Raw genomic sequence first — 25,519 nt, 5'->3', positions numbered from 1 at the left:
CTTCAGTTCGTAGCGAGGGTCATGGCGTTGAACATCGAGAACAAACGCTTGAACCGTTCCTGGTTGCGCTGCTGCGGCGACTTCTCCGGCTCGTCGTCACCGATGACGGTGTCCACCAGCACGCGATCGTTGCGGGAATCGACGACCTCGATCGACTCGACCCGATCGGTGAACCGCTCGCCCTCGTCCTCCCACCACACCAGGTGGCCGATGTCGAAGTCCTCGAACGCACCGAACGGCGCCCAGTCGATGACCTGCACCTTCGCGCGGCGCTTGCCCTTGATGTCGAAGATGCCCTGCTGCGCCCGCTGGTACGACGAGAACGTGTAGCCGGCGGACCCACCGTTGACGAACTTCTCCGGCCGCGCGAGCGGACCGAGTTCCTTCTTCGCCTTGTAGTCCGTGGCTTTCATAAACGCCAGGAACACATCGTCGAGGATCGTCGACAGCGCACCCGCCACCGCGCCGATGATCCCGCCGAGACCACCCAACGGAATCGACAGTGCCGTCAGCGCCGCGGTAGCGAGCGCGATGATCCCCTGCTCGATTGCGATCTGCAAAAGCTTGTTCAGCCAGGTCGGGCTCTTCCCGCCGACGATGACCGAATACGCCTGTGGGTGCGTCACTTCCAATGTCGCGTCGATGATGCCCGCTGAATCTTCCGTCCACCCACACGACGGGATCTCGGACTGACGGAGCTTGTTGCCGATCGCCTCCGCGAGACCGGGAAGGAACCCGCCGATCAGCGAGTCGACGCCGTCGGCGATCATCTGCGCGATCGTGTTCGCGAGACCGTCGAGCGGTGCGACACCGGTGTTGACGCCGCCGGCCTTCGGTCGATCGACCACCCGCATCCAGACCTGCGAGGACAGCAGGGTCACCCGGTCGGACGGTTGCTTGTCGCGGCCCTTGATGAAGAAGCCCATCTCGATCATGACGTCCGAGTCCTTCAGGATCGGATCGAACAATTCCTCGAGTGAGACCATCCGCGCCTGCATGGTGGTCCATTCGGACCTGTCGGTGAAGAAGTTGTACGGCAGCATCGTGACCGGGCAGTGCCCGGTCCGGAACCGAAGGCGGAAGAAGTTCCGCTCCGAGTACCAGTGGATGCCGCCCTTCTTCGGTCCGACATAGAGATCCTCCGGTGGAAACTGCACCTCCTCGAAACCTGGGATCGGCATCGGGTACGCGAAGATGCAGGACAGGAAGATCTTGCAGTCGACCAGCGTGACGGTGATCGTCTTGTTGCCCTTGATGCCCTTGCTGGTAGCGACGTCGACGAAGCCGTCGAAATTCGTGCTGTTGTACGTGATCCGCACCGGGATGACCGTGGTGTCGGCCTTCATCAGCAGGTCGTGGAACTCCGTCGTCCCCGGCAGCAGCAACTTCGCGGGCCCGACACCGCGGCGTTGCTTCTTGAATCGGGCCTCACCGTAGTCGGTGATCATGCCCAGCGGAACGAGGTTGCGGTCGAACACCTCCACCGAGTACTCGGCCGCGGATCCGCGTTTCGGCGGCGTATCGAGCAGCTCCCTCCACACCGCTGCGGAAAACTCGTCCAAGGGTGCGTCGACGGAATCGATCACTGGTGCGGTCAAAACGGCCTCCGCGACTTGGGATGAATGGTGAACACCGCAGACGACGCCGCGTTACCGCCGATGCACTTGAGCCGGGACATCTCCATATGCCGACGGCCGGGCACGAAGCTACGGAACCGCTGCCCGCCGAGATCGCCGTAGAAGTTGCTGCGCATGTTCGACTTCGGCTTCACCGACATGTCGGTGTGCATGACAACGACCTCCCCTGCCTTCAGGTTCGGCGTCGTCACCACGTTCGTCGAGACACCGTCCGGGATCTGAAACACCCCCGGACCTTTGAGGGTCAGCAGCGGCATCTGCTTGCGGTCACCGGAATTGAACAGCGTCTTCTTCTCCACCGGTTCACCGTTACGCCAGGCGAATTCCTCGGGCGTGCCGAACCACCACGTCTTCTCCACCACCACCGGAATCAGGTAGGGCTGGAAACCCTCGAACTCGGGATCGATGTCGTGCACCACTGCGGGTGCGTCGTCGAGCCGGAAGTCGACAAACTTCACACCACGTTTGGTGTTGACGTACAGCCGGGACTGGTACTCATACCAGATGTCCGACCAGAACGAATCCTCCACCTGATGAAAGGGTTTCCCGTACTGCCCATGCGTGCGGTGCACGAGCACCGGGATGGAGAAGCGCCGGGGTTCGATGACCGCGCCGAGCCAGATCGCTCCATCTCCGCGCGCGGTCTCGAACCACAGATGCTTGCCCTTCGGTTCGGTGTAGTCCGCCCACCCGGAGGCGAGCACCACCCCGCCGGACTCTCGGCCGACGAGATGATGCTCCGAGAGGTACCACGCCCGCTCCGGAAGATCAGCTGCCTCACCTGGACCAGCCAGCACGACGTTCGCCGTGTTGTCAGGAAAGAACGTCACGACTCCCCGATCCTGATGTTGTTCGAGAACCACTCGTCCTCGTGACGGGCCTGACGGATCGCCGCCGTCACCTCACGCCGGTCGTACCCGTTGTTCGTGACCGAGATCGGCCGCGGTTCGCGCCGCTCCGGAGCGGCCGACGGGGCAGGTGCGAGACGAGCCGCACGAGCCAGCGCGAGCTCGCGCGCCACCGATGTCCGCATCGACCCTGTGAGAACTTCCTCGGTCTCACCGGACATATTCAGCCCCAACGTCCCCGACTTCCACTCACCACCGGTGTCGTACAGCTTGATCGGTGCCTGCTTCAGCAGTCCCGATTCGAGCAGCTTGATCCACTCCGGAGTGCCCGGAGTCGCCGGCATCTGACCGTCGATTTCTTCCTTCGTGGCAGGCCGCGCCGAATCGAGCAGCTTCGCGTTCTCCTCCAGATGCTCCTTCTGCATCTGCGCGAGACCCGTCACCGCCGCGACGCCCGCCTTCGCGAGCGGACCCATGTTGTCGGCCTCGTAGTAGCCGAGCACGTCCGCGATGTTCTCGGTGAAGAAATCACCGATGACGCCGCCGATCGCCGACGACCACTGATCCGCCGTGGTGAACGCGCCCGTCCCCGAATCCGACCCGGACGAACGGTCCTTCGCGAGCGCGTTCTTCGCTCGCTGCAACTTGCGGTCCGCTGCCCGCTTCTCCTCCTCGGTCGAGTCCGGATTCGCGTACACCTCGTTGCGATCCAGATTCGCCTGCACCACCGCAGCTTCCGAATCCTGCGCCGACAACTCTTCGTCAGAGAAATTCGTTGTCAACTCCGGAGCCTGCGGGGCAGGCGGAGCGTCGAGCCCCTGCGCGGCTGCGGTCTTGCGCGCTTCGAGATCCTTCACCTTCTGCTTCGCGCGTTCGACCTTGATCCGGGCCTGCTCTCGATCGGCCTCCGACTTCTTCGGATTGTTCAGTGCCGCCTGCAGATCTTCCTCGGCCTGCGTGATCGCGACCTGCGCGGACTGCAATGCCAGGTCATCTTTCTCGGCCCAGGTCGCTTTCTTCCGCGACCCACCTGACGTGCTGTACGACGACGCCGACTCCACGCTGTATCCGGCGCCCGCCGAGCTACTCGACGGATCGTACGGTGGCGCAAACAGGTTCCACGGCAGGTAGTACTGGTTGGTGAACTGCGGATCGAAAGCTCCGGCAGCGGCGCCGCCCATCTGCATGAATCCGGCCGCGCCACCGGATTCGTAGTTGATGCCGTTGATCGTCGCAGCCATATGTTCTTCGTTGGTGCCGACGACAAAGGGGCCCTGCGTTCCCGGCACCAGACCCGGCCACTCCCCGCCGAGCAACGAGTACGTCGTGCCGAGACGACCGGATTCGCCCTGACCCATCGCGGCCTTCTGCAGAATCGCAACCCAGCCCGAGCAGTCGGCACTCGAGACCGTCGCATCACCCCAGCCATACGGGTTACCGTTACCGCGCCGGCCGAGATCCTCCACACGCTCCAACGCGCCACCGGCCGCGAACCCCGGCAGCGAACCGTCGAACATCGACGCCACCGGACTGGTGTTGCTGTGCAGCATGTTTCGGAATTGATAGACAGCATCCTGCCCACCCATTGCGTCGACGTCTGCGGCTGTCAGAACGTGCTCGCCGGTCGATCCGCGCCAGTACCCGAATCCCGGTGTGAACATCAGCATCGAATCCGACGTCCCTGTGCCCGGACCGGAGAGCGCGCCATCGGGAATCTGGGCTCCACCCTCGGCGAAGGTCTGACCGGGTACCGCGATACCGGCACGGATGGCGTCGTTGACCCGACGGTCCACCTCTCCAGGATTGTTGACGACGACGTTGACCCCGACCGTCTTGTCCGGGATGTTGCGGTCGATGACGGCCTGGATCTGGGCGAGGACTTCAGCATTCGGGGCGCTGATCTTCACCACGCCGGGCTTACCGTCCACCTCTTCGACCTTCGCCCCGACGAGCTCCAGTTCGCGTTTGGCATCGGCGGTCAACGCTTCCGTCGGGATCTCGACACCTTCGGCATTGAGGTCCAGCAGACCACGGATCACCTGCAGCTGCTGCTCGACCGTCTCGGCGCCCTTGAGAGCGGCGAGCATCTCGACGTTCCTGGGGATGAGCGCCTCGGCCTCGAGCATGCGCCTGAGCGCATCGACACTGACCCCCGTGGACACCGACAGCTGTTGCAGCTGCGTGTCGTTCTGCGCCCATACCTGAGTGAGATCGCCACCGGAGTTGGCGACGCCGATTGTCGCGTCCTTGATGTCGAGGAGAATGTCGCGCAAACGGGATCCGTTCGCTGTTGCAGTGTTGACCGCCCCGCCCTCGCCTATCAATGCGTCTCCGACACCGCCCGCCGGATCCCAACCCGCTGCCGCATCGGCCGTCGCCCGCACCTGGTCGTTGTACTTCTGCAGCGCGTCCGACAGCGGAATCGGCTTGCCGGCCAGCACGTCGAGAGCAACCCGCATCGCATCGATACGCTGCTCGGCTGTTGCCGACTCATCCGCCAAGGTCGCAACCGCTACCTGCAGGTCGTAAAACCCGGGCGTGGTGTTCTTCGCGACTTCCCGGGCCTGCTGCACCTCGGTGCGCATCGCCCGCAGCTTGTCCGCAGCCTCCTGCCCGCCCTCCCCCGACGAGCGCAACTGAGAGGTCAACTGCGCGAACTCCAGATCGGTACCCGATACCGACGCCGCAAGATCGGCATCGGACATCTTCAGCGAATCGAATGCGTCCTTGGTCCGCGCAGCCGCTTCTGCGGTCTGCTCGAGCTTGTCGTATTCCTCGGTACCGGTCCACCACTCACCCTGAAAGGGAGCGGCGATATCTTTTCCGGCCGCAGCGAACGGCGCCCAGAACCCCGGCGCAGTGTCGGCCAGGCTCTGCAGATCCTCACGGACGGTGCCGACGTTCGCCGAGATCGCCGCCATGGCGGTATCGGACATTTCACCGTTCGACTCCTGGAATGCCTTCGCGACATCGCGCTGAGCCACAGCCAGCCTGGACGAGGAGTCGGCGAGGATGTCCTGCTGACGCGCAGCCTTGTCGTTCTCGGCGACTATGCCACCGATCGCTGCGGTCGCGGCCATGATCCCCAGCATCCACGGCCCACCCAGGGCGCCGATGACACCACTGGCAGCTGACCTCATGCCGCGCAGACCCGCTACCGCTGTACCGCCGGCGACTCCGGCGAATTCCGATGCACGCGCAGTAGCGTTGCGCAGCACGGAGGTCAACGCGCCGGAGTTGCCGGCAGCAGCCCTCTGCTGGTTGGCGAACTCCCTCGTCCGTGCGGTGACCCCGCGGTAGCCCTCGGCCATGTTCCGGATCGCCGGGGAGCGGCGCTCCAATGTCGCCAACCCAGCTGCGAGTTCCGAGATCGGTTCCGCGTTCTCTTCCAACGCACCAGCGAGGTCTTCGGCGTCGCCCGTCAACGATCCGAAGGGATTGGCGGTGTCGGCATCCGAGATCCCCGACAGCGCGGCCTGCATCTCGATCTCGCCGGCCATCTCCGCGCGGAAGTCCGAGATCGATTCACGCCACCCATTGATGGTGCTACCGATGGTGTCGTCGAGACCGGATATTTTCAGAGCGCCCAGGGCGATGCCCACGGCCTGAACGGGACCAGGCAGATCACCGAAGGCCTGCGCGAGGTCACCGACGAACCCCGCGACCGGAGCGAGTGCCTCGCCGGCGCTCTGCATGCCGCTGATCAGACCGGGTGTGACGTTGGTGACGAAGTCCGCGCCCTTGGTGATCAGGTCTTCCAGAGGTCCGTCGACGAGATCGTAGACCCCGAGTGCGAGCGTCTCGGCGGCGTTGCCTGCCGATGCCATGGCACCGGGAAGCCCCTTGGTCTTGGCTGCAGCGACTTCAGCAGCCGCGCCCTGGCGGTCCACCGCGGTGCGCATGGAATCGAACCCAGCTTGGCCCTGCTCGGCAGCGACACCTGCGAGCCGCATCGCATCCGATCCGAACAGGGTTGCCGTCGCCGCCTGGTACAGCTCCGGCGTCATCGACGCAGCCGCTTCGTCGAGCTGACGGAACAGCTCCGACATGCCGACGAACTGGCCCTGCGCGTTGTACACCGTCAGACCGAGATCCTCGATCGCGCCCTGCGCCGGGTTCGACTGGTCCGTCAGCGCCAACAGTGTCGACTTGAGCAACGTGCCAGCGTCGGACCCCTGAATGCCCGCGTTGGCCAGCACACCGAGCGTGGCCGCGGTGTCCTCGATCGACATACCGAACTGATTCGCCACAGCACCGGACTGCTGCAAACCCGATGCCACGTCAGTGATCTCGGCAGAACTCGCATTCGCCGAGTTCGCCAGGACGTCCGACACCTTCGCGGCATAGTCGGCATTGAGACCGAAGGACTGCAGGGCCTGCGACTGAATCGTCGCGGCAGACGCGGCGTCGATCTGTGCCGCTGCCGCGAGCTGCAACGTACCTTTCGCTGCATCCATCGACTGTTGAATCGAGAACCCGCCCTTGGCGAGTTCGGTCATCGCCGCCGCAGCGTCCGACGCCGACGTGCCCGGCAACGAGATATCGTTGCCCAGTGCCTTGGCGCGCTCGCCCGCGGCTGCCAATTGCTCCTCGGTGCCACGAGTGACAGCCTGCAGGGTGTTCATCGTGGTCGTGTAGTCGTTGCCGATGTCGATGATCTGCTTGACACCGGCAGCGACGGCAGCGCCGCCGATAGCCAAACCCATCGCGCCCGCGAAGGCCTTCGCCTGGGTCATCGCAGGTGCGAGCGTCCGCTGCAGATCCGCAGGCGCGTTGCGCGCGTTGATCGCGACTTCGACGTCTATCCGACCACCGGGCACACGATCACCTCTTTCGCATCTTCAGAACTTCTGCCAACGTCATCGGTCGATCGGCGGCAGGCGAGGCATAGTGCTCGGCGATTTCGCGGTAGCGCGTCATATGGATCTCGGCCAGTTCCGGACGGCGCAGCGCGATCGGATACAGCATCGGCTTGGGTGGCGGGGTGACCCCTCGTTGCTTGCGAGCGAGGTGGTCCGCCTTGACCTTTGGATCGTTCGGATCGGTGATCCATTGTTGATATTCGGCGTCGAGATAGAAGTTGTCGCGGTCGAGCAGCATGGCGATGTTCTCGGAGTCGCGGTGCTGCTGCGTGTCGCGTTCGAGCGCGTCATGGACCAGCGCGCACAGGTCCTGCCACTGCATCGTGTTCAGCTCTGCGCGCAGGTCCAGATGAGCGTGCACGCGCAGTGAGGCGAGGCATGCGTCCCAACCGTCCTCGTCTTCGAGGGCGGTCAGGACGCCAAGAATTTCCCCGACAGGTTCATCAAGCCGGCGATCTTGTAGATGGCCTCGAACAGTTTGTTCGACTCGTAGATGCTCAGCGGCGAGATGTCGGACCACAGCTGGTTCGGATCACCATCTGTGAGGACGATGTCGAGCACCTCGGCCGCACGATCGGTGCCCGTGACCCGCATCAGGGCGAAGAATTCTCGGACCGTGCTGCCGGTGTATCTCCGGCCGATCGCGTAGTCGACACCGAGGAACGATATGGGCACGGGTTCGTAGTTGTTCGGGACGATCGGCAACGCGACGGGGTCACCGCCGACTGCGAGCACGTCGTCGAGATCGAACCGCTCCCCCGCCGCGGCAGTGTCGCCGAGGCGGGGAGCGTCGTTCTTGTCCTTCTTGGATTTGTTCTCTGGCATGTGAATTCACCTTCGATGGGAAGTGGAGCCGATCAGGACCGGTCTGGGCTCAGGGTTCGAGGGGGTTCGCGTCGCCGCCCTCGCGGACCTCGTTCAGCGCGATGAGCTCGAACTCCCAGCCGTCGAGATCCTCGCCCTTGAACGAACGAGGCGGCGGGGTGCCGAGACGGTTGCGTTCGCAGTAGAACCAGGCGTTGGCGGTGATGTCGCGGCAGACGGCGAGCACGGCGAATTCCTCGCCGTTGCCCTTCTTGTACTCGTAGTTGCCGGGGCTCAGTTCGATGACCTCGCCGCCTTCGAGCATGGTCAGGAACGTTGCCTTCGAGCGGTCTGTCGCACGGAACTTCATGGTGTCGTCGCGCGGCGACGAGGTCATACCGTAGGCGGATTTGCGGAAGTTCATCACGCGGTGCTTCTTGATGTCCTGCGAGGGCGTCATGTCGAAGCCCATCTGCAGACCACCGAAGGCATCCCATGCGACACCGGGGCTTGAGCCGGTCACCGGATTCTCGGCGAACGGGTTGGCGGGCAACAGCGTTCCGGCGGGTGCGCGGTAGAAGTCGCAGTCGAGGTAGACGACTGCCTTGTTCGGATCGGCGTGGTTGCTCACGGGTGATTCCTTTCAACGTTGTCGGCCCACGTCCGTGAGCGCGTCGGTGTAGAGCCCGGTTCGGGGCGCATGCCAGGACACCCCGAACCGGGGTTCATGCCCACCGGAAGGAGGGCAGTTCTCGGACGGTCATTGTCAGTTCGACGCGGACCGTCTGGCGGTAGAGCGGCATGTTCTCGCCGCGAGACTTGTCGATCTGCGGGCCGATACCGGGGCCGTCGACCCAACGGCCGTTCCACGAACAGTTCCGGAACAGCCGCTTGGTGGTGTGCCCGATGATCTGCCCGCACAGGCCTGCGAGATCCCATGCAACTTCTTCGGGATCGGCGAGGATCGGTGCAGGCTCCGCCCGCAGCAGTTCGGGCGGTGGGGCGAAGACGTCGATCTGCACGAACGGTTTCCGCAGCATCGGGTCGTCGCCCTTGTTGCCTGCGCCGCGGATGACGATGAACGGGCGGACGATGTTCTCCGGATAGTCCCGCGTGGTGATCAGCTCTTTCGGTACGTGAGCGATCAGATCCTCGTCGTCGTGCAGCGCTTCGCGTACGGCTCCGGGGGCGAACGGGATTCGCAGTTTCGGTGTCATCTCGGCACCCATCCGGAGTACTTGCCGTGATTGCGCGCGGCATCGGTCATCACGGCCGCGGGCGGTGTGTCGAGAGTGCCGAACTCGATGTAGCTGGCGTCGTCCGCGGAGTTGACCGCGAACACTCGACTGCCTTCGGTCTCGACGTCGAACTGTGACTGGAAGTACCCGGTGTCGACCGGCGCGACCGGTTGGGCTTCGGCGACGATCAGTTTCGCGATGTCCACTCGGTCATCCAAGGTGGTGTCGGTGACCTGCTGGCGGACCTGCGCGGGGTACACCGTGAGCCGTGCGGCCATCAGGAAGGCTTGGCGGAACCGGCCCTGGGAGGTCCGGCGGGCCGTCCGGATGCCGTCGACGTCAACTGCGCCGGCGTCGGATCGGAAGCCGCGGCGTCCGCATCGGAACTCGCCGCGTCGGAAAAAGCGGCGCTGTCGCTGTCTGCCGTATCCGCAGCGACTGCAGCGTCGGCTTCCTTCTCCGCGAGATGCGCCTTGTGCGCGAATGATCCTTCCGCGGCCGAGTGCTTACGGCCGTCCTTGTCGGTCCAGACGATGATCTTCTGCGACTGAGGTCCGTCGGTGGGTGTGACCTGATCGGTCATGGAACTGCTCCTTCGGTAGTACTGAGGGGGACGACACATTCGCGATGAACCTGGTCAGGTCATCGCTTTCTGTTCGTCGGACAACTGATCTCGCGGGACCCATTCCCGGGTCCGCATGTCGAGGAACCATCCGGCCTGCGCATTCAGGAAGGCCTGCGCGAGTGGCCGGTAGTAGTTCGATTCGGTGCGGAAGTTGAAGTGCCAGTCCGATTCGCCGAATGCGAGACCATCGAGATCGTCGGCGAGCTGCCGAACGAGGTAGTGATCGGTGGTCGGGTACGGGGGCAACGGTTTCGGCTGCGACTGATCCATTGCGGATCTCCACTTCTTCTCACGGTTGCGTCGACGAGTTCCCGGTCATGTCCGAGGCATGCTCGACGATCGCGACGATGTAGTCGACGCGCCCGCCGTGTGTCGGCCGGCGCTCTTTCGGTCGTCCCCGAACGTGGACGATGTCACCGACCGCGATCAGCCCGCCGAGTCCTTCGTTGGAGCCGCGGACCCTGCGGTCGCCGTCGAAACGAAGTTTGTCGCGGTCACTGAGACCGCCGGGCAGATACGGGTCGAGTTGCAGGACAAGCTCGCCGAGCGTCCGATTGCCGGGCATCACGGTCTGCTTGGTGTCGAGGAACCGCTGCTGCAGCAGTCCCGTCCATTCCTGATACGTCGGGGGCACAGGAAAGTAGTTCCCTGTGCTCTCGTCGTACTCCGGTGGGTTCTCGCGCAGGATCGACCAGCGCTGGGGGTATCTGGCCATCAGCGCGGCATCGGGGTGATGGTGAACGCTTCCCGAGCACTGGTGCTGGGGACGTCCGGGACCAGGTCTGCGATCTCGTCTTCGGTGAAGTACACCAGCGACGACGAGCCTGCTTCGCCGTCGGAGTACTCCGTCGACTCTTCGAGATACTGCCGGTTCCGTACGCCGACGCCGCGACGCCACATCTCGAGCGCACGGAATACGACGACGACCATCGTTCCGGTCAACAGGTCTCTATCGACGGTGCCGTCGGCGAGACCAGTATCGAGATCGAGGCCGCTGGCCCTGCGAACCCCGCGACGAGCCTTACCCGACGCGAAACGGATGAAGAACTGCAGTTGCTGCTGCTCTTCCGTATCGCTGTCGGGGTAGGCCTCCATCGTGCCGTTTCGCATGTCCTGCACGGTGATCAATGGGTCCGTGCTGGCCATGGCTCAGTCCTCCAGGTGTTCACCCGACTCGGCGGCGAATGCCTCACCCGGCACGGGCTTGGCTGCCGGCGCCTCCGGTGCGGGTGCAGTGTCGGACTCCGGAACGACAGGCTTCGGCGCCGCGGGTTTCGTCGTCTTGCGCGGCGAGGCCTTCGCTGACTCCGGTGCCTCTTCCCAGGCGCCGGGGTTGCCGATCAGCTTCACCGCCCAGGCGGGTACGTCGTCGTCGGGGCCGAAGGCGTGGACTTCACCGTTCTTGTCCGCCACGTGGACGAACGCTGCGAGGCGGGCCATCAGAACGCATCCACAACCATGAGGCGGCGGGCATTCGAGAGGATCGGCTGACCGCACGCGTCGACCCAGGTGAACTCGCGGACCGGCGGGCCGTCAACCTTGGTGACCTTGGCGACGATGCCGGCCGGGTCGACCTCGGCGCGGTCGATCTCGCCGGAGTCCGCCATCCGCAGAGCGGTGGCCGTCGTGCCGTACGCGGTGAACCCCAGATCCTCCAGGTTCGGCGGCAGCAGAATGATGCGGTCGTTCGGCAGAACCCGCGTCGCGACACCGTCGACGTCGAGGATGTTGTCGTACGGGTCGAGGACCGATGGCAACCCTTCGGAGGTGAACAGGTTGTTCAGCTCCGCACGGTTGACGTGAGTGCGGCCCTGCGTCGCGCCGAAGACGGCGTCGATGATCTCCTTGTTGCGCTGCAAGTAGCGCAACACCTGCAACGTCGTCAGCATCGAACCCGGAAGGAACCCGTTGGTGGCGTTGTAGGTGTCGCACCAGTTGACGAAATCCGTCAGCGGAGTCGAGGTGGTGATGTTCGAGAACGGAGCTGCAGCCGGGGCCACGAAGTGATTCGCGGGCACACCGTAGTCGGCCTCGTCCTGGTAGCCGTTCTCGTTGATGGTGAGCTTGCCGTCGGTGAGGACGTCACCCCAGGCGAGCTCGATTCGGTTGTAGACCTCGTTGGTGAGGTTCTCGCCGTCGTTGTAGACGGCGCGTTCGAGCGCGGCCTTGTTGGTGCCCTGCGTGCGAGCGAACTCCATCTGCAGGCGCTCGTATTCACCGATGGCCGGCGAGGAGCTCGACAGCGGAGCGAGAGGCACTCGCTTCTCCGAACCGGTGTCCCGGCTGGAGACGTGGATGCGTCCGTCGAAGCTGCGGTACTTCGCGGTCCGGTTCGTCTTCACGATCTCGGCGAAGTCGACAGTGTTCGTGTCGAGGGTGCGCTGGGTGAAGAGTTCGGAGATGCGGTTGTTGCGCGGCTTGGGGACTTCACGCACGAAGGTGGTGAGAGCGTCGGGTGGCACCGGCGCGTCGAGGAACTGAGGCATTGCGTGTCCTTTCGAGACGGTTCGAGTTTCAGGCGGCCCGAGTCAGGACGCGAAGTGGATGAGACGCAGTGCGTCTCGGGCGGCAGTGGTGAGGAATCCGCCGCCGGCGGCCGCGTTGGCGATCGGCAGCTTGGCGGGGTCGACGAAGCCGTGCACCAGCAGTGCGGAACCGACGTCCTTGGTCAGGTCCAGCAGGTTCGGGATCTTGCGTCCTGCGAACAGGATTCCGACGGTGCTGGGCGTGAGGGTCTGTCGGCCGTCGGTGGCGGTGCTGTCCGCCGGTCCGTACTTCTTGGTGGCCGTGATCTGCGCGATCACGATGCCCGAGACGATGAAGCCGTTCGGGTAGTGAGTGGCCTGCGTGAACGTCGAGACGTCGAGGGTGATCGACGGGGTCGTTCCCGGGTCGGTGCCGTGCGGGCTGAGGAGCCACTGCCGGTTGTCGTTCTGAAACTCGGTGCTCTGCACTGCGATGGAAGTCATGCTCGTCCCTCCTTCAAAGGGTGAGATGGGAATTGGGTGTGCTGGCCGTGAATTCGCGCGGCTACTTCTTGTCTCGGTTGCCGAATCTCTTCGCAGCTTCTGCCTTGCCGAGATCGGAGCCGGACATTCTTCGACCACCGCCGCCACCCTGACGTCCGTCAGGCTTGGGCGGTGGCTTCTTCTTGCCGCCTTGCGCGGCCAGGTACGGCTTGTCCTCGATCAGTTCCTTGATCGCATCTTCGATCGCGGACGAATCGACGTCGCCGTCCTCACCCACCTCGAATTGCTCGAGGTCGAGAAACCTGGGTGCATCGGCCGGGTCAGCGAGCAGACCAGCTGCCGCTGCGCGGACCTCCGAGCGGACGATCTTCGCGTTCGCGCGGGCCGTGATCTCGGACTCCCGCTTGCGCTGCTCTTCGTCACCGCCAGGCTTGCCGGAGTCCTTCTCCGCGAGTTTCGCTTTCAGCTCGCGGTTCTCCTTCTCGGCGGCGATCCGCTTGGTGCGCTGATCCTTCTCCTTCGCCTTGATGGCGTTCAGAGCTTTCTCGCCGGCGGGCCCGAGCTTCTTGTCGTCGCCGCCGTCGTCACCATCGCCGGCATCGCTACCGTCGCCGCCATCCTTGTCGCCGGCATCGCTACCGTCACCGGAGCCGCTGCCGTCATCACCATCCGAACCGTCGTCGCCGCCATCACCGTCGCCGGCCCCGTCGCCGCCTTCGAACTGCTGCTGACGTGGCTGCTGATTCCAGACCGTGACCGGTGGACGCTTCGCAAGGGCGGCGAACTGTGCGGCAGTGAGAATGGTGCGCTTCATATCGGGTGTGACTCCTTCGTGAGCAGCCTGCCCGTTGCGGGCGGCGCGGACCCTGGCCCGGTGCGGACCCAGGATGGAACAGCACACCGATCGAGAAACGATGTGCAGCGACGACAAAGGGCCCCGACGCTGGTGCGTGCGGGGCCCTACTGTGGTGTCGGCTATCGGGTGGTCAGTAGATCGTCGAGCTGGTAGCCGGCGCGCTGCGCCACTGCTTCCCAATACGGTCGGCGGCGAGGATTGATGATCTCCGGGTCCCCGGGCGCACTCTCGATCTCCGGATCGAAATCGGAGTCGAATACCCGTTGGGCGGCAATGTCCGCGTCGGAGAACACCCGGTCGGGTTGCAATATCGTGCCGTCGACGGACAAGTAGCGGAAACCGCCGAGAACCAGGACCGGTGCAATCATTCGATCAGCCCCAATCTCCGGAACGTCCAGGCGAGCACATCCGCTGCCTGGTTATCGTAGCCGGAAATGTTTTCGAGACGCGATCGGTTGCCGTTCAACACCGCGGCATATCCCTCCGCGACCCATTCCGAGCGGCCGCTTTTCTTCGTGCCAACTGACCCGAGTCGGTAATACGCGTCGCCGTACAGCTTCGACACCCGATCGTGCGCCCACTTGACGTATGGATCGTCTTGGACGGCGTACACCGTTGTGGACACTTCCCTCTGCGCGGCCGCACGGGCCGATGCAGGCAGCGACCGAGACCCTTGCTCCTGCCACGACACCACAGGCGGGTTCCGACGCAGAGCCCGGTAATCGATAGCGTGCCCCAACTCGTGCGCAACCAGGTCAACAGAACCGTGACCGGGATCAGTCGAAATGATCACGTCACCGGAGTTGGGAGAGAAGAACGATACGTCGTCGGCGAGACGCCCGTCTGCTGTCACCAAGTTCGCGTAGCGAGCCCGCACCGCCTGATCGTCGAGGAGGCTGACCTTGCGTGCCATGTACAGCTGCACCGTCTGACGATTCAGTTCTTCCCGCACGCTCACCGGGATCCGTGCGATCGACTCCCTCGCAGCCCGCTCCGCCTCGGCAGGAACACCCGCACTGACCGAGAACGGGAATCTCGGCGCTGCCGCGCGGCGCTGGGCACCGAGATCGGCGGCGTCCTCCGCGATCCGGCGTCCCTGCGCGAGCAACTGTTGCTCGGCCTCCAGCGCCTGCACTTGCTGCTGCGCTTGTCGTGCACGCTGCGCCGCATCGAGATCGACAACACCACGGTCGCCGTTGAGCTTCGGGACCAGGCCCGTCCGAGAGCCCGCACCCGCCGCCGGGCCGGACCGATCGAGAACGTACCCGTTGAGCTGCAACAGACGCAGGGTCTCCGCGCGGTCACCACCGACGAGGTCGTAGATGTCCTCGGGCATCAGACGCGGAGTCGTCACCGGATCTCGGCCCCGTGCGCGAATCAACTTTCCAGCTACACCGCGCTTGGTGACGCCTTCGGTCGTCGTGATCAATTGCCGCCCGTACACACTGCGTGTCATCAGCTGCCCCGCAGTAGCGAGACCGTTGGCGCCGCGACGAGCGTTCACCACCTGCGCAATGTCCGCGCCGTCTCGAATAGCCTGCGCGCCCGCAATGGTGAAGATCTGGTCCTGCATCTCCGCACTCAGCGAGTGGAAAGTGTCCATCGGGTCTGTGCGGAGGTCCTCTGCGTCCTCTTCGCGTGCCGGTACGTGGCGGCAATCGCAGCCCGGGTGCCGAAGGAACCCGGCGCTGAAGCGGTAGAACCTCCCTGCCAACACCGTGCACCGTGAGCACGACGGGGGGTTCAGCATCCGCACATAGCCAGTCCCTGGGCGAGTGGTCACTGCTAAACCGGTGGCCACGCGATTGGCGTCGGCGACCTGTGTTTGGACGCGCATCTGAAGTGCTTGCAGCCCTGTCTGCCATGCCTGCGCAGCGATATCGCTCGTGAACGACTTGCCCGCGGCCATGGACTTTCCGATCTCGCCCTTGGCGCTGATGATCGGTCCGTACATCAACGAGTCCAGCGGCCGCCCGTCGGAGGCGATGCCAACCAGAGATCCGGGCGCTATCTCCGCGATCGGGGCAACGGCAGTGCCGAGTACGTCGAGCGTGTCGTCCACGTAGTCCTCGGCGCCGGCCACGGCAGCGTCTTGCGCCAACGCCACGACAGCAACGAGTCGATCGACGTTCGCCGCGAACCAGGAATCGAAATCCTTCGGAGGTCGCGGACCCCAGATTTGCGTCGCGGCGACAAGGGCTTCCGACTGAATGTCCTGCTGCCGCAGGTAGTTCTCAGCGGACGGTTGCGGCAGCATCGACGTTCGACGGGGTCACAGAACCCTCGCCCGCGTCCACGTTACGGTTGGCGACATCGGAGAGCCTCCGGTTGAGGCGGTCGAATACCGGATCGGACTCTTCCTTCTCGAAGTACTGTCGTTCACGGTTCTTCCGCGCTTCCGACCAACCCATCTCGTCCCACGACCCCTCCCGTGAGTACACCGGGGTTCCGCCGTTGAGCTTCTGAATCGAATCTGCCTCTTCCGACTTCGTCGGCGTCGCAGCGTTGTACCACTCGACGGTGATCTGATTGCCGGGCAGCCACTCCCCTGTCCGGAACCGCTCGTACAGTGCAGCCACCCACGACCACGCAGCGCCGTTGTCGATCATCTTGTTCTCGGCATTGTTGATCATCCGGGCCTCGTCCGCGCGGATCGCGCCCTCGGCAGCGGGATTGGCGGTGTTCTTGCCGAAGTACCGGAGCGGCAGACCCGAGACCGACGACGCCATCTCTCCGTACAGGCTGACCGTCTCGTGGAAGTTCCGCAGATCGGAGGGCGTGAAGTTGCCGAACTTCGCCTTGTCGTTCTTCGTCGACCACACCGAGTGCATGTACGACTCCCACGCGGGAATCGGCTCGCCCTTCTCGTTGACGAAGTCCTTCTGGTCGACGCCGAGTGCCCACTTTTGCGGCGTCGCATGTGTCTCCAGCGCGTACTGCAAGTTCGTCAACGCGCGCGCGGCCGCATCGGTGATCGGGATGACATCGGTCATCTCCGACTCTCCGTCCCACTCGCCCGCTTTCCGTCGGTTGAGGAACATCACGACCGGGACCCGGCCGAGGTCGTGCTCGTCGATACCGTTGTCGTCACCGACCTCATCGATCCGCCAGCCGCCCGCGCGCAACGAAATCTGGATCGTCTTGTTCGGCAGCAACAAGGTGCCCAACAGGTCGCCGTCCTCACTGCGGAACGTGCGCATCGCGGCATCCATCCGACGCTGACGGGTGTTCACCAGGCACGTCATCTCGCGCGGCGACTCGATCGAGATCAGCGGATGCTCGTCGTCATCCTCGTTCGTGCCCACCGAGACGAAGCCGCGGCCGAACACCATCGTTTGCGTGTGATTCAGCGAGGCCTCCGAGGCGAGGTTGTTCGCCTGGAAGCCCTCCATCAGCGCAGCGTCGGCCACGACCTGATCCGGACGCATGATCGAGCGCATCCGCTGACGATTCGAGATCTCCGAGACCTGCACGCGCGGCCAGTTCGCGATCGTCTCGAGCACCCATAGATTCGGTGGCACAGCGAGACCGAGCTGCGATATACGGACCGAACCTTCGAAGTACGCCTGCAACCGATCATCGAACCGCTTGCGGCGATGCAGCTTGGCCTGCATCTTCTCGACCATGTTCGACTCGTCGTCGGAAAGCGCGGTGCGCAAGAAGACCATGGGCACCTTCTTTCGGATCAGGCCAGGCAGAACACTCTGGTGTCGACGGGTTCCGGCCAGCCAGCGACATGGACATCGGCGCATGCTTCGTGCGCGAGGATCGACGCCATCGTTGCGTCGATCTTCTGGTGCTCGTTCGGTTTCTGCAGCAGGTACATCTGACCGGTCTTCGCGGCCTTACGCGCGTTCGACATGTGCGTCTCGGTGATCGGGCAGCCGTCGTTGCTGATCCGCCGGCTACGCAGATCGTTCTCGAACCGCCGGATCGACGAATACATTTGCGCTGTGCGGTTGGTGCGCCACTCGAAGACATGTTCGTCGCCGTGTGTCACCGACCAGTCCCCGATCTCCGATTCCCAATCCTCGGGGTCGCAGTACATTCGGGCGACGTGCCAACGCGAGAAGATCTCGTCGACGGCCGCGTACACCTCGTCGCGGGGAATCTCGTCGTTGTACTCGGTGGGATTCCAGATCGTCGGCTTCTTGTCCGGCCCGAACCGCGGGGTGAAACTGCGGCCGGAGCGGGTTTCGCACCGGATCGCTGTCCAGTCGTTGTTCAGCGATCCGTCGAACCCTGCGCAGATCATCGTTCCGCGAGGTGGATTCGGCAGCCACAACCGTTCCTGCTTAGTCGCTACCGGCATATGCGCTCTCCCACAGTCCGGCCTTCAGCCATGTGCCCTGACCGCTGACCAGCCGATTACCGTAGAACCGTTCGGCTTCGGCGGGATCGCGCTCGTTCAGCTCGGCCGCGTCTGCCTCGATCGAATCGATCGACACCCATGGTGAATCCGCGTACACGAACTTCAGCAGCTTGCGGCGTTCGCGTTTGTCTTTCCAGGACAACTGCTTCGGTGGAATCCGGTAAAACTTGAACACGTCTTTTGCGCGCGATTCCCACGTCAGTTGTGCATCCGACTTCTCCGACGGATCCCACGCGTTCGTCGTCGCCATCGAACGGCCGCGCATACCGGCGAGACCACGACGCTGTGTCTGCGCAACGCTGATGAGTTTGTTCGACTTCGTGTAGAGGCCGTCCTCGTCGTGCAGCACGTAGGAGACCGGGTTACCGAGGCGACTGTTCGCCGAGGCGGTGACGACGTCGACCCGGTTCTCGTCACCCGGTAGCCGGATGAACCCTTCCCGGATCAGCATCAAGTCGGCGAGGGGGCCGTTCTTGATCATCGTCTTCAGCGGCCGGTAGACGTTGTCGACCTGATCTTCCGACGTCGCCGTCATCTGGATCAGCGGCGACGGATGCGGCATGCCCATCGGATCGCCCGGCTCGTACTCGTACTCGAACCCGCAACCGCAGCCCCAGTCCGAGCACGCGTACCCATCGCCCGGCTCAGCCCACCCGGCGAACAGTGACGGGCCCACCGCTTCGAGCGCGATACCCGTAGCCGACCACGGACCCTTCCCGCACTTCTGCGGACCGACGACCAGTGAGCGCCGGTACTGGAACGCCTCGTTCATCAACGGCTTCTTCGGCTGCCACCGGGCACTCCGCTTGACGCGGTAATGGTTGGCATCGCACCAGAACTGCCAGTCCGAACTGACGAACGGCTTACCCTGATCGAACCCATCCGGTATCGAGCAGTGCGCTTGCTTCCACGGATCCCCGACGTCGGCCAGCGTCGGGAAGTCGACTACGAAACCCTCAGTCGTCATCGTCGCGGGTCGTAGGCGCTGCGACGGCGCGCATTCTCTTACCGTTGGCCATCGTGCGGCCCACCGATCTCTTCGCCGCGGACTGCTTGGCCTTCTGCTCGGGATTGTCGGTCGAATCGTCGGCCACAATCAGCCAGCCGTTCTCCTTCAGACCGGCCGGCGTCATACCGATGCTGTCAGCGAGACGCTGCGCGGCCGCAGCCGTCGCGGCCGGTGCCTCAGGATCTTCCATCTTCACCGACCACCGGACCCACATCGCAATCGTTCGGTGGCGCCACGACTCGCGAATCCACTGATCGGCCTGCGGAGACCGCCAGGCCTGCGCCCATACCTGGCCCTCACGCTCTTTCGCGTCGGGCAGGAAATCAGACAGCGGCGGGAAGTCCCCGTCATACCCGCCGACAGGAAGCTTCCGAGCCCGCAGGTCTCGCGCATCCGACCGCGCCGAGTACATGTTCGCCGCCGGTCCCGACCGATTCCGTGCACCTCCGTGATTCACCACGACTCATCAACTCCCACCGGCGGCATTGCGCCGCACTCGAAAAACCGCGCGGCATTGCGCCGAGCGAAAGATCAGAACCAGCCGAACCGATGAGCGAGCTTGCGGATCCACGACGCGACGAGCTCGTGCGTCCAGTCACGCATCAGGACGCTTGGCATTGCTGTAGAACTTCTCGACGAGGACTGGGATCGTAACGACGGTGAATCTGCCGGCCACTGCCTGAGACTGGATCGGGTGGTCGACCGACACCGGATACGGAAACTCCTCGCCGTCGACGGTGAGCTTCCCGACCCCGCCGTAGTCCACAATGATCGAGCGCGGAATGTCCGGTGCGGCAGTGAAGTATTCGACGAAGAACTCGTCGGGCATCACCGACCACTGCCCATCCGACAACACCGCCCACGATCTGGTGGGGACCGGAATCGCGCCTACGTACAGTGCGCCAGGCTGTGAGCCACGGCCTTTGCCGTCGGCGTCTTGAAAAGCTGGTTGCGCGTCGCGCCATTCTGCGATCCCGCCGAGTCGGAACACCCAGTCGACGATTGCACGTCCTGATTCCGCGGTGCCGTAGAAATGCATCGCATCGACCTTGGCCTGACGCGCTCTGAATGTTGTGATGTCACCTGGCATGTGACAGCTCCCTTATCTCGGAGTTCGGAAAAGGACGATCCATCCGCGCCACAGCAGGCCGACGAATTCCCAGCGGGTGTAGCGGACTCGGAACGACTGCTCATACGCCGAGGCCACGAAGACATCTATCTGACCGTCGGCGCCGTCGAACACAACCTCGGCGTCGTCGGATGTCTCTTCGCTTTTCGGCCGATCTGAAGGGCGACCTCACCAGCCGAAGGCGGCGCAATCTCAGACATGTTGAACCCTCCGCACCATTTAGCGACCTCCCCCACGGCGAACCTTGAGAGGGGGCCTCAGGGGGCACCCCCCTGGGGTGCGTTTCCGCAGGTCAGAGCGTTGGTTACCTGCGCGAACCATTTTGCATTTTCGCTGGTCAGAGGCTTGCGCAGCGATCAAAAGCGGGCTGCCTGGCGGCTGTTGCACGAACGGCAGTGGACTTTCAGTGTGCCGCGAGGGTCGCCCCCGAGCGCGATCGGTGGGTCATGGGCTGCGGTGAGGTCGCGCGATGAGTGTCCGGGACGCAGAACGCCGGGGCACCAGTAGCCGTGCTTCACAACCCAATCGGAGACAGCCAGTGCTCGGCGTGTCTGCTCGGCACTGTCTCTCGTCATCTTGGTCGGTACCGTTCGACGCTGGTGTCGCTCGCGCTCGCGTGCATGTTCGACGCACAGCGGGCCAGCTTGTATGGATGGGCAGCCTGGTACCGAACACACTCGCTTCGCTGCTCTCGGCATCACTACCTCCGGACATGCGACAGCGACCGGGACGCAGAGTCACCGATCGCTTACGCGAAGAGTACACCATCGGGTGGGCACATGCTGGTCACACCGCATCTACTGTGTGCGCACGCGTGTCGCGTTGGCATGCGCCTGTGCTTCCGCATCGAGCAGGTCACTGAGGTGATACCCGCGCACGTCACCAAGATCCAGCACCCGCACCGCACCTGACTTCACCCACCGCCCAATCGTCCTGCGCGATCGGCTCGTTCGTTTCATTGCGGTCGCAAGTGTCACGTACTCCTCCGAGTCCACATCGAGAGGATCCTGCGTCATGACCTCGTGCCCTCTCGCTCAGCTATCCACACGAGCCGGCTCTTCTTGATCCGGTTGTGCACACGCACCTCGACGATTCGGTGCCCCCATTGCGGCAGGACATGGACTTCATCCTCATCCGCAAGCCACAGCTGCCACAGATCGAATGTCCCCGGTGTCCGCCAAGCCCCGTGCGAATAGGCCCATGCCGTAGCGGGATCAGGCGACAGACAGACGCCTGGCTGCACGAACTCTCCCATTCCCGGGTCGCCCGGATCGTGGTAAACCGGACCTTCGATGTTTCGCTTGCCCGGCACCAAACCCAAACGCTTGATGCCCGACAGGCGAGACCGAGGTGACCAGTGATACATCGGTCCCAGACTCACCCGTTTTCCTTCCTCGCAGCAGCCCTCGCCCTCTCCTGCCGTTTCATCGCAGTGTGTGCGTCCACGCAGGGCTGGCACCGGCAACCGAAGTTGTGATAGCCCGAGTTCTGCCCGTGCTTAGCCCGTGGATGCACCAGACGCCCGTCGATGTTCACCCGTTCGCGGCGTCGCCGCTCACGACGATCAGCGACACTGACGCGAATTGCGTTCTTGCATTTCGCACATCGGCATCCGAACTCGTATTCTGCGGTCGTTCCATGCTGAGTGACATGCGCGTTTTTACGTGCCCCACTTGGCACGACGGTGTGTCCGTTGTGCCGCAGCCTCTCCAGCTGATGCAAAGCATGCTCGGTACGCGGGTCTGTGTTCTTGCAGTCGGACGAGACCCAGCCGCAACCTTCGCAGGCCACGTGACGGTCGCATTCGATCTGCAGATTAACGGGCACCTTGCGGAAACTGATCGCGTGACGCGCCATCACAACCTCGGGCGCGATGATGGCTTCGGGTGACAGGTCAGAGGCCATCGTTCAATCCGTTCTTCAAGATCAGGGTCTCGACAGTTCGGACCGCGAGCTGTACGTCCGGGTCCTCTTCGAACTCGGCAGCCTCGATGTCGGTCGCTAAGCGCAGGCCATATGCCGTGAACACCGACACCTTGGCGCAATACAGACACACGTTGACGTCATCCGCATCCGGAGCACTAGTCCCCTCACCGACCAGCGTTGTCGCGTCGACGGCGGAGTTGCAGTGAGGGCATCGCCGCTTGGTCATGCGCATGACTACCACCCGTTCCCTTCGAAGATGCTCGCTCCGGACGTCGAACCCATCGCCCTGACTTTGATGTCCTTGTCTCGAATGTCTTTGCCCGACTCCGCAACCAACCGAGCCCACTCCCAATACACCTCGTCGACTCGCTCACCGCAGCGGAGATCCGAGCAGGCGACGAGCATCGGATGCGCGTACATCTCCTCGCGGGTTACGTGCACCATCGGCTCACCGTCAGCGTCGAGCATCGGGCGACCCCAGTTGTCGAGACGCGGCCGAGGGATCAGCGGATGCCGCGGGCCGATGCCCCCTGGCGGGTAATGCTCCGGCGGTTCGTACATCACGACGGTCTCCGCATACTGCGGAGCGTGCGCCGGCGGATGCACGACGATCGATTCGCGGTGACACTTCAAACACCGATACCCCTTCACCCGCCGAGCAGTGTCACCGAGTGGCCACCGCCGCAGATGCCTGCCACGATTCGCTGCGAGCTCCGACATCATCTCGCCCGCCCACTCCTGCTGCGCGATCCAATCGAGCCGCGTCAACAAGTACGTCGCGACACCGTTCACAGTCGCGTTCACAACGGCCGGGTCGATCGCCCGGAATCCGACCACACGCCGTTCCCGCTGCAACGGCGTCAGCGGACGGTACGTCGACCGCCACGTCGTTCGGGCGCCGGCCAAGTCCGGACCGATCTCGCTGCGATCCTTCGACACCTGATCTGCCCACTCGCACAGGAACACGAGCTCCTCGTCAGCCGAGTCGACAGCAGCCGCCGAGATCGGCAGCGGTGGTTCCTTCTTCGACGGTTTCGTGTACCCGGCACTGCGATCCGGAGCGGTGTTCGACGGCTCGATCTGCTCGCGCATCCACTCGACCGTTCGGGGCGTCGAGGCGATCAGATCCTGCAACCGCGTCAGATGCCCACGGCACAAAGTCGATCCGTCGTGCGATGCCGCGACAGCGCGGCCACCGTCGACCATCCGATCCCACACAGGCGTCGATCCGTCACCGACACCGGTCGAGCCGTCAGGCCGAGTGAACGGTTCATCCCTGTCGGGAATTCGCTTGTGCGGCAGTACGCACACACTGGTTGGGGTCTCGATGATCATCGCAGTCACAGCGCCCCATCGATCGCGACGATTCTCTGCGCTTCGCCGAGGACACCGAGGTAGAAAACGAGTTCGGTTTCAGTAGCCAGATCAATGTCGCCGTACTTACCCTGGACGATCTCGCCAGCGATGCGTGCACAACGGTCTTCGGTGATGAACGTTTCGCTAGCCTCGACGCCGCCGTGTTCCAGCAACAGTTCATACATGCGATTTTGCGCCGACTTCCGAAGGCTGAGTCGATCCTTGGTCGCCGCACCTCGTAGAACTAGGCGGCCGACAGTCCTGACCGACGACGACTGTGGCACAGGGATTGGGCGCGGTTCAGCCGTCGCCGGTTGGGCCGACTGACCTTGCGCGAGAGTGGCGTACACCTGAGCGCGGGCATTTAGGCGCATCCGTGACTCGTGGTCGAGATCCGAATCAGCCGATTGTTCGAGCATCTGTAGAGCACGAGCGGCGAAGTCCTCCTGGCCGGACATGGTCATCACTCCTCGTCGGGGTTCTTGCATTGGAAGCACGGTTCGTGCACTTGGTGTGTCGGGCAGATGGTTTCGGTCACCGCCGACGGCGGTCCGACCCATCCAGCCCACGGAGATCCGAATCGAGCTGGCACATCGACGTCGGGAGCTGCACCGGCATCCCACGTCGATTCGCGCGCCGGGGTCGAGACAGGATCGTGGTGGTGAATGTTCTGATCCGGGGAGGGATCACCGGTATCTGCTGTGCGGGTGGTTCGGGAACGACCACGAGATCTGCGACGTCCCCGTTTACGTGAAGTGGATTCCGGTGAGGGATCAGGAGCGGGAGACCCAGAGACGTGACCCTTCCCCACACCCCTACCCAAACCACTACCCTGCCCTGACCCTGCCTGGCGCGCGCCTGCCCCCGCCCTCGCGAGGACAGTGCCGTCAGTTTGATTTCGGGTTTGATCCGTTTTGATCGGGGTTTGATCCGTATCGGCGGGGATGCGTTGCGGCCGCTGCGTCGATGCGTCGGTTTCGGTGGGGTCTGTCCCGGCGTCGGGTTTCCCCGGCGAGCCTGCCCCATCGATGGACGTATCGGCGGCGGCGCGTGATGCGCTGCGTCCGGTGGTCGTGCGCGTCCCTGCGTCGCCACGTCCGGCGAGTACGGAAGCGTCTGCGTCGCGGCCGGCGAGTACGCCTTCGCGGGAGCTACCCGTCGAAGACAACCCTGCGTCGGACTGCGGAGACGAAACCAACCCGTCATCGGATCGTGGTGGCGAGACCACGCGTGTTTCTTCGGCCACCGGACGCGGAGGCGGCAGCAACGTCATGCCCGCGTCAGCCGGTGTTCGATTCCCCTTCTTGCTGTTGCAGTCGGAGCACGCGAGAACGAGATTGCGGACTCCGTCAGCGACAGTCGGATCGACGTGATCGATGTGAGGTTTCAGGGACGACTTCCGGTCGGAGCGTTTGAGCTCCACCCGGCAGTATCGGCAGCGACCGACGTTCGGGTTGCTGGGTTCAATGCAGTCCCTCGCCCACACCTGGGCGACCAGCTTCGGGTCTTTCAGTTCCCGGAGCTTGCGGTTCTTCAGCCTGACGGCTTCGCCTGTGTCGTAGCGGATGTCGAACCAGTCGTGGTAGAGGTACGTGCCCTCTTTCACGGGTGGGCAGCGAGTGCAGGAATGACCTGTCTCGTGCCACAGTCCGACGCGGACGAGATACGCGGCAGCGTCGAGACCCATGTGTGGGTCCAGCAGGATGCGGGCGACGTCGGCTCGTTTGACGACTCCGTCGGTGCCTGCGGCCTGACATGACGTACCGGCAACAGCCCATACCGTGAACGCGACACAGCCAGCGGTGTCCCCGTCGAGCGTGGGGTCCAACAGTTCCCGAATCTTGCGATTCTGGGACAACTCGTCGACCAGCTGGAAGAACGGCAACGG

The 25,519-nt window shown here is 63.9% G+C and carries 29 protein-coding genes; all 29 read right to left on the bottom strand.

What is annotated here, in order from left to right:
* Positions 1-2: 2 nt before the first annotated feature.
* Positions 3-1,598: a hypothetical protein gene (locus tag CH292_RS19360; RefSeq protein WP_143545777.1), complete on the bottom strand. Its 1,596-nt coding sequence runs from the start codon at positions 1,596-1,598 to the stop codon at positions 3-5.
* On the bottom strand, positions 1,595-2,467 hold the full coding sequence (locus tag CH292_RS19355) for a hypothetical protein (RefSeq protein WP_094655497.1): 873 nt from the start codon (positions 2,465-2,467) through the stop codon (positions 1,595-1,597). The genes CH292_RS19360 and CH292_RS19355 overlap by 4 nt, the downstream gene beginning before the upstream one ends.
* Complete coding sequence (locus CH292_RS19350; protein ID WP_256978312.1) at positions 2,464-7,305, bottom strand: phage tail tape measure protein; 4,842 nt, start codon at positions 7,303-7,305, stop codon at positions 2,464-2,466. The genes CH292_RS19355 and CH292_RS19350 overlap by 4 nt, the downstream gene beginning before the upstream one ends.
* A 4-nt stretch (positions 7,306-7,309) precedes the next feature.
* Positions 7,310-7,669, bottom strand: coding sequence for a hypothetical protein (locus CH292_RS19345; RefSeq protein WP_143545776.1), 360 nt, complete (start codon positions 7,667-7,669; stop codon positions 7,310-7,312).
* A gap of 89 nt (positions 7,670-7,758) precedes the next feature.
* Positions 7,759-8,172, bottom strand: a complete 414-nt coding sequence (locus CH292_RS19340; protein WP_094655495.1) for a hypothetical protein — start codon at positions 8,170-8,172, stop codon at positions 7,759-7,761.
* Between the two features lie 49 nt (positions 8,173-8,221).
* Positions 8,222-8,782, bottom strand: coding sequence for a hypothetical protein (locus CH292_RS19335; RefSeq protein ID WP_094655494.1), 561 nt, complete (start codon positions 8,780-8,782; stop codon positions 8,222-8,224).
* Between the two features lie 94 nt (positions 8,783-8,876).
* On the bottom strand, positions 8,877-9,368 hold the full coding sequence (locus CH292_RS19330) for a hypothetical protein (protein WP_094655553.1): 492 nt from the start codon (positions 9,366-9,368) through the stop codon (positions 8,877-8,879).
* The gene (locus CH292_RS19325) at positions 9,365-9,667 is read right to left on the bottom strand and encodes an HK97 gp10 family phage protein (RefSeq protein WP_094655493.1); all 303 of its coding nucleotides are present in this window, start codon (positions 9,665-9,667) and stop codon (positions 9,365-9,367) included. Before CH292_RS19325 ends, CH292_RS19330 begins: the two co-directional genes overlap by 4 nt.
* The gene (locus tag CH292_RS19320; protein WP_094655492.1) at positions 9,667-9,972 is read right to left on the bottom strand and encodes a hypothetical protein; all 306 of its coding nucleotides are present in this window, start codon (positions 9,970-9,972) and stop codon (positions 9,667-9,669) included. Before CH292_RS19320 ends, CH292_RS19325 begins: the two co-directional genes overlap by 1 nt.
* A gap of 54 nt (positions 9,973-10,026) precedes the next feature.
* Positions 10,027-10,284, bottom strand: coding sequence for a hypothetical protein (locus CH292_RS19315; protein WP_094655491.1), 258 nt, complete (start codon positions 10,282-10,284; stop codon positions 10,027-10,029).
* A gap of 19 nt (positions 10,285-10,303) precedes the next feature.
* Complete coding sequence (locus CH292_RS19310) at positions 10,304-10,729, bottom strand: hypothetical protein (RefSeq protein WP_094655490.1); 426 nt, start codon at positions 10,727-10,729, stop codon at positions 10,304-10,306.
* Positions 10,729-11,160: a hypothetical protein gene (locus tag CH292_RS19305; RefSeq protein ID WP_094655489.1), complete on the bottom strand. Its 432-nt coding sequence runs from the start codon at positions 11,158-11,160 to the stop codon at positions 10,729-10,731. Before CH292_RS19305 ends, CH292_RS19310 begins: the two co-directional genes overlap by 1 nt.
* A 3-nt stretch (positions 11,161-11,163) precedes the next feature.
* Complete coding sequence (locus CH292_RS19300; protein ID WP_094655488.1) at positions 11,164-11,454, bottom strand: hypothetical protein; 291 nt, start codon at positions 11,452-11,454, stop codon at positions 11,164-11,166.
* The gene (locus CH292_RS19295; protein ID WP_094655487.1) at positions 11,454-12,500 is read right to left on the bottom strand and encodes a major capsid protein; all 1,047 of its coding nucleotides are present in this window, start codon (positions 12,498-12,500) and stop codon (positions 11,454-11,456) included. The genes CH292_RS19300 and CH292_RS19295 overlap by 1 nt, the downstream gene beginning before the upstream one ends.
* A 42-nt stretch (positions 12,501-12,542) precedes the next feature.
* Entirely contained in the window at positions 12,543-12,983 is a 441-nt protein-coding gene (locus CH292_RS19290) for a hypothetical protein (protein ID WP_094655486.1), read from the bottom strand.
* A gap of 61 nt (positions 12,984-13,044) precedes the next feature.
* Positions 13,045-13,797, bottom strand: a complete 753-nt coding sequence (locus CH292_RS19285; protein ID WP_094655485.1) for a hypothetical protein — start codon at positions 13,795-13,797, stop codon at positions 13,045-13,047.
* A gap of 161 nt (positions 13,798-13,958) precedes the next feature.
* A complete protein-coding gene (locus CH292_RS19280; protein WP_094655484.1) occupies positions 13,959-14,207 on the bottom strand; it encodes a hypothetical protein in 249 nt (82 codons plus the stop codon).
* Complete coding sequence (locus tag CH292_RS28960; RefSeq protein WP_179278009.1) at positions 14,204-16,096, bottom strand: hypothetical protein; 1,893 nt, start codon at positions 16,094-16,096, stop codon at positions 14,204-14,206. Before CH292_RS28960 ends, CH292_RS19280 begins: the two co-directional genes overlap by 4 nt.
* Positions 16,074-17,507, bottom strand: coding sequence for a phage portal protein (locus CH292_RS19270; protein ID WP_094655483.1), 1,434 nt, complete (start codon positions 17,505-17,507; stop codon positions 16,074-16,076). Before CH292_RS19270 ends, CH292_RS28960 begins: the two co-directional genes overlap by 23 nt.
* Before the next feature lie 17 nt (positions 17,508-17,524).
* Positions 17,525-18,151 carry a terminase gene (locus CH292_RS19265; protein ID WP_094655482.1) on the bottom strand — a complete coding sequence of 209 codons (627 nt, stop codon included), beginning with the start codon at positions 18,149-18,151 and terminating at the stop codon, positions 17,525-17,527.
* On the bottom strand, positions 18,135-19,178 hold the full coding sequence (locus CH292_RS19260; RefSeq protein WP_094655481.1) for a terminase: 1,044 nt from the start codon (positions 19,176-19,178) through the stop codon (positions 18,135-18,137). Before CH292_RS19260 ends, CH292_RS19265 begins: the two co-directional genes overlap by 17 nt.
* On the bottom strand, positions 19,168-19,677 hold the full coding sequence (locus CH292_RS19255) for a hypothetical protein (RefSeq protein WP_256978303.1): 510 nt from the start codon (positions 19,675-19,677) through the stop codon (positions 19,168-19,170). Before CH292_RS19255 ends, CH292_RS19260 begins: the two co-directional genes overlap by 11 nt.
* Before the next feature lie 138 nt (positions 19,678-19,815).
* Positions 19,816-20,310: a hypothetical protein gene (locus tag CH292_RS19250; protein WP_094655479.1), complete on the bottom strand. Its 495-nt coding sequence runs from the start codon at positions 20,308-20,310 to the stop codon at positions 19,816-19,818.
* A gap of 1,051 nt (positions 20,311-21,361) precedes the next feature.
* Positions 21,362-21,730 (bottom strand): hypothetical protein, encoded by a 369-nt coding sequence (locus CH292_RS19235; RefSeq protein WP_143545775.1) that lies wholly within the window; start codon positions 21,728-21,730, stop codon positions 21,362-21,364.
* Positions 21,727-22,254, bottom strand: a complete 528-nt coding sequence (locus CH292_RS28650) for a hypothetical protein (protein ID WP_143545774.1) — start codon at positions 22,252-22,254, stop codon at positions 21,727-21,729. The genes CH292_RS19235 and CH292_RS28650 overlap by 4 nt, the downstream gene beginning before the upstream one ends.
* Positions 22,244-22,501 (bottom strand): hypothetical protein, encoded by a 258-nt coding sequence (locus tag CH292_RS19225; RefSeq protein WP_143545773.1) that lies wholly within the window; start codon positions 22,499-22,501, stop codon positions 22,244-22,246. The genes CH292_RS28650 and CH292_RS19225 overlap by 11 nt, the downstream gene beginning before the upstream one ends.
* Positions 22,502-22,509: 8 nt before the next feature.
* Positions 22,510-23,619: a hypothetical protein gene (locus tag CH292_RS19220; RefSeq protein WP_143545772.1), complete on the bottom strand. Its 1,110-nt coding sequence runs from the start codon at positions 23,617-23,619 to the stop codon at positions 22,510-22,512.
* Positions 23,616-24,095 (bottom strand): hypothetical protein, encoded by a 480-nt coding sequence (locus tag CH292_RS19215; protein ID WP_179278008.1) that lies wholly within the window; start codon positions 24,093-24,095, stop codon positions 23,616-23,618. Before CH292_RS19215 ends, CH292_RS19220 begins: the two co-directional genes overlap by 4 nt.
* A complete protein-coding gene (locus tag CH292_RS19210) occupies positions 24,095-25,516 on the bottom strand; it encodes an HNH endonuclease (protein WP_094655471.1) in 1,422 nt (473 codons plus the stop codon). Before CH292_RS19210 ends, CH292_RS19215 begins: the two co-directional genes overlap by 1 nt.
* Positions 25,517-25,519 lie beyond the last annotated feature (3 nt).

The sequence above is a fragment of the Rhodococcus sp. 14-2470-1a genome, from assembly GCF_002259425.1.
Classification (GTDB): domain Bacteria; phylum Actinomycetota; class Actinomycetes; order Mycobacteriales; family Mycobacteriaceae; genus Rhodococcoides; species Rhodococcoides fascians_E.
The sequence above is the reverse complement of the archived record's forward strand: the minus strand, read 5'-3'. Positions and strand labels throughout refer to the sequence as shown.

What these genes read in the sequence shown, in the direction of transcription:
- CH292_RS19295 (WP_094655487.1), bottom strand. Translation starts at nt 12,500, where the DNA reads ATGCCTCAGTTCCTCGACGCGCCGGTGCCACCCGACGCTCTCACCACC.
- CH292_RS19260 (WP_094655481.1), bottom strand. Translation starts at nt 19,178, where the DNA reads ATGACGACTGAGGGTTTCGTAGTCGACTTCCCGACGCTGGCCGACGTC.
- CH292_RS19330 (WP_094655553.1), bottom strand. Translation starts at nt 9,368, where the DNA reads ATGACACCGAAACTGCGAATCCCGTTCGCCCCCGGAGCCGTACGCGAA.
- CH292_RS19265 (WP_094655482.1), bottom strand. Translation starts at nt 18,151, where the DNA reads ATGCCGGTAGCGACTAAGCAGGAACGGTTGTGGCTGCCGAATCCACCT.
- CH292_RS19305 (WP_094655489.1), bottom strand. Translation starts at nt 11,160, where the DNA reads ATGGCCAGCACGGACCCATTGATCACCGTGCAGGACATGCGAAACGGC.
- CH292_RS19320 (WP_094655492.1), bottom strand. Translation starts at nt 9,972, where the DNA reads ATGACCGATCAGGTCACACCCACCGACGGACCTCAGTCGCAGAAGATC.
- CH292_RS19270 (WP_094655483.1), bottom strand. Translation starts at nt 17,507, where the DNA reads ATGGTCTTCTTGCGCACCGCGCTTTCCGACGACGAGTCGAACATGGTC.
- CH292_RS19315 (WP_094655491.1), bottom strand. Translation starts at nt 10,284, where the DNA reads ATGGATCAGTCGCAGCCGAAACCGTTGCCCCCGTACCCGACCACCGAT.
- CH292_RS19225 (WP_143545773.1), bottom strand. Translation starts at nt 22,501, where the DNA reads ATGACCAAGCGGCGATGCCCTCACTGCAACTCCGCCGTCGACGCGACA.
- CH292_RS19285 (WP_094655485.1), bottom strand. Translation starts at nt 13,797, where the DNA reads ATGAAGCGCACCATTCTCACTGCCGCACAGTTCGCCGCCCTTGCGAAG.
- CH292_RS19325 (WP_094655493.1), bottom strand. Translation starts at nt 9,667, where the DNA reads ATGGCCGCACGGCTCACGGTGTACCCCGCGCAGGTCCGCCAGCAGGTC.
- CH292_RS19300 (WP_094655488.1), bottom strand. Translation starts at nt 11,454, where the DNA reads ATGGCCCGCCTCGCAGCGTTCGTCCACGTGGCGGACAAGAACGGTGAA.
- CH292_RS28960 (WP_179278009.1), bottom strand. Translation starts at nt 16,096, where the DNA reads ATGCTGCCGCAACCGTCCGCTGAGAACTACCTGCGGCAGCAGGACATT.
- CH292_RS19215 (WP_179278008.1), bottom strand. Translation starts at nt 24,095, where the DNA reads ATGACCATGTCCGGCCAGGAGGACTTCGCCGCTCGTGCTCTACAGATG.
- CH292_RS19310 (WP_094655490.1), bottom strand. Translation starts at nt 10,729, where the DNA reads ATGGCCAGATACCCCCAGCGCTGGTCGATCCTGCGCGAGAACCCACCG.
- CH292_RS28650 (WP_143545774.1), bottom strand. Translation starts at nt 22,254, where the DNA reads ATGGCCTCTGACCTGTCACCCGAAGCCATCATCGCGCCCGAGGTTGTG.
- CH292_RS19340 (WP_094655495.1), bottom strand. Translation starts at nt 8,172, where the DNA reads ATGCCAGAGAACAAATCCAAGAAGGACAAGAACGACGCTCCCCGCCTC.
- CH292_RS19250 (WP_094655479.1), bottom strand. Translation starts at nt 20,310, where the DNA reads ATGCCAGGTGACATCACAACATTCAGAGCGCGTCAGGCCAAGGTCGAT.
- CH292_RS19290 (WP_094655486.1), bottom strand. Translation starts at nt 12,983, where the DNA reads ATGACTTCCATCGCAGTGCAGAGCACCGAGTTTCAGAACGACAACCGG.
- CH292_RS19345 (WP_143545776.1), bottom strand. Translation starts at nt 7,669, where the DNA reads ATGCAGTGGCAGGACCTGTGCGCGCTGGTCCATGACGCGCTCGAACGC.
- CH292_RS19280 (WP_094655484.1), bottom strand. Translation starts at nt 14,207, where the DNA reads ATGATTGCACCGGTCCTGGTTCTCGGCGGTTTCCGCTACTTGTCCGTC.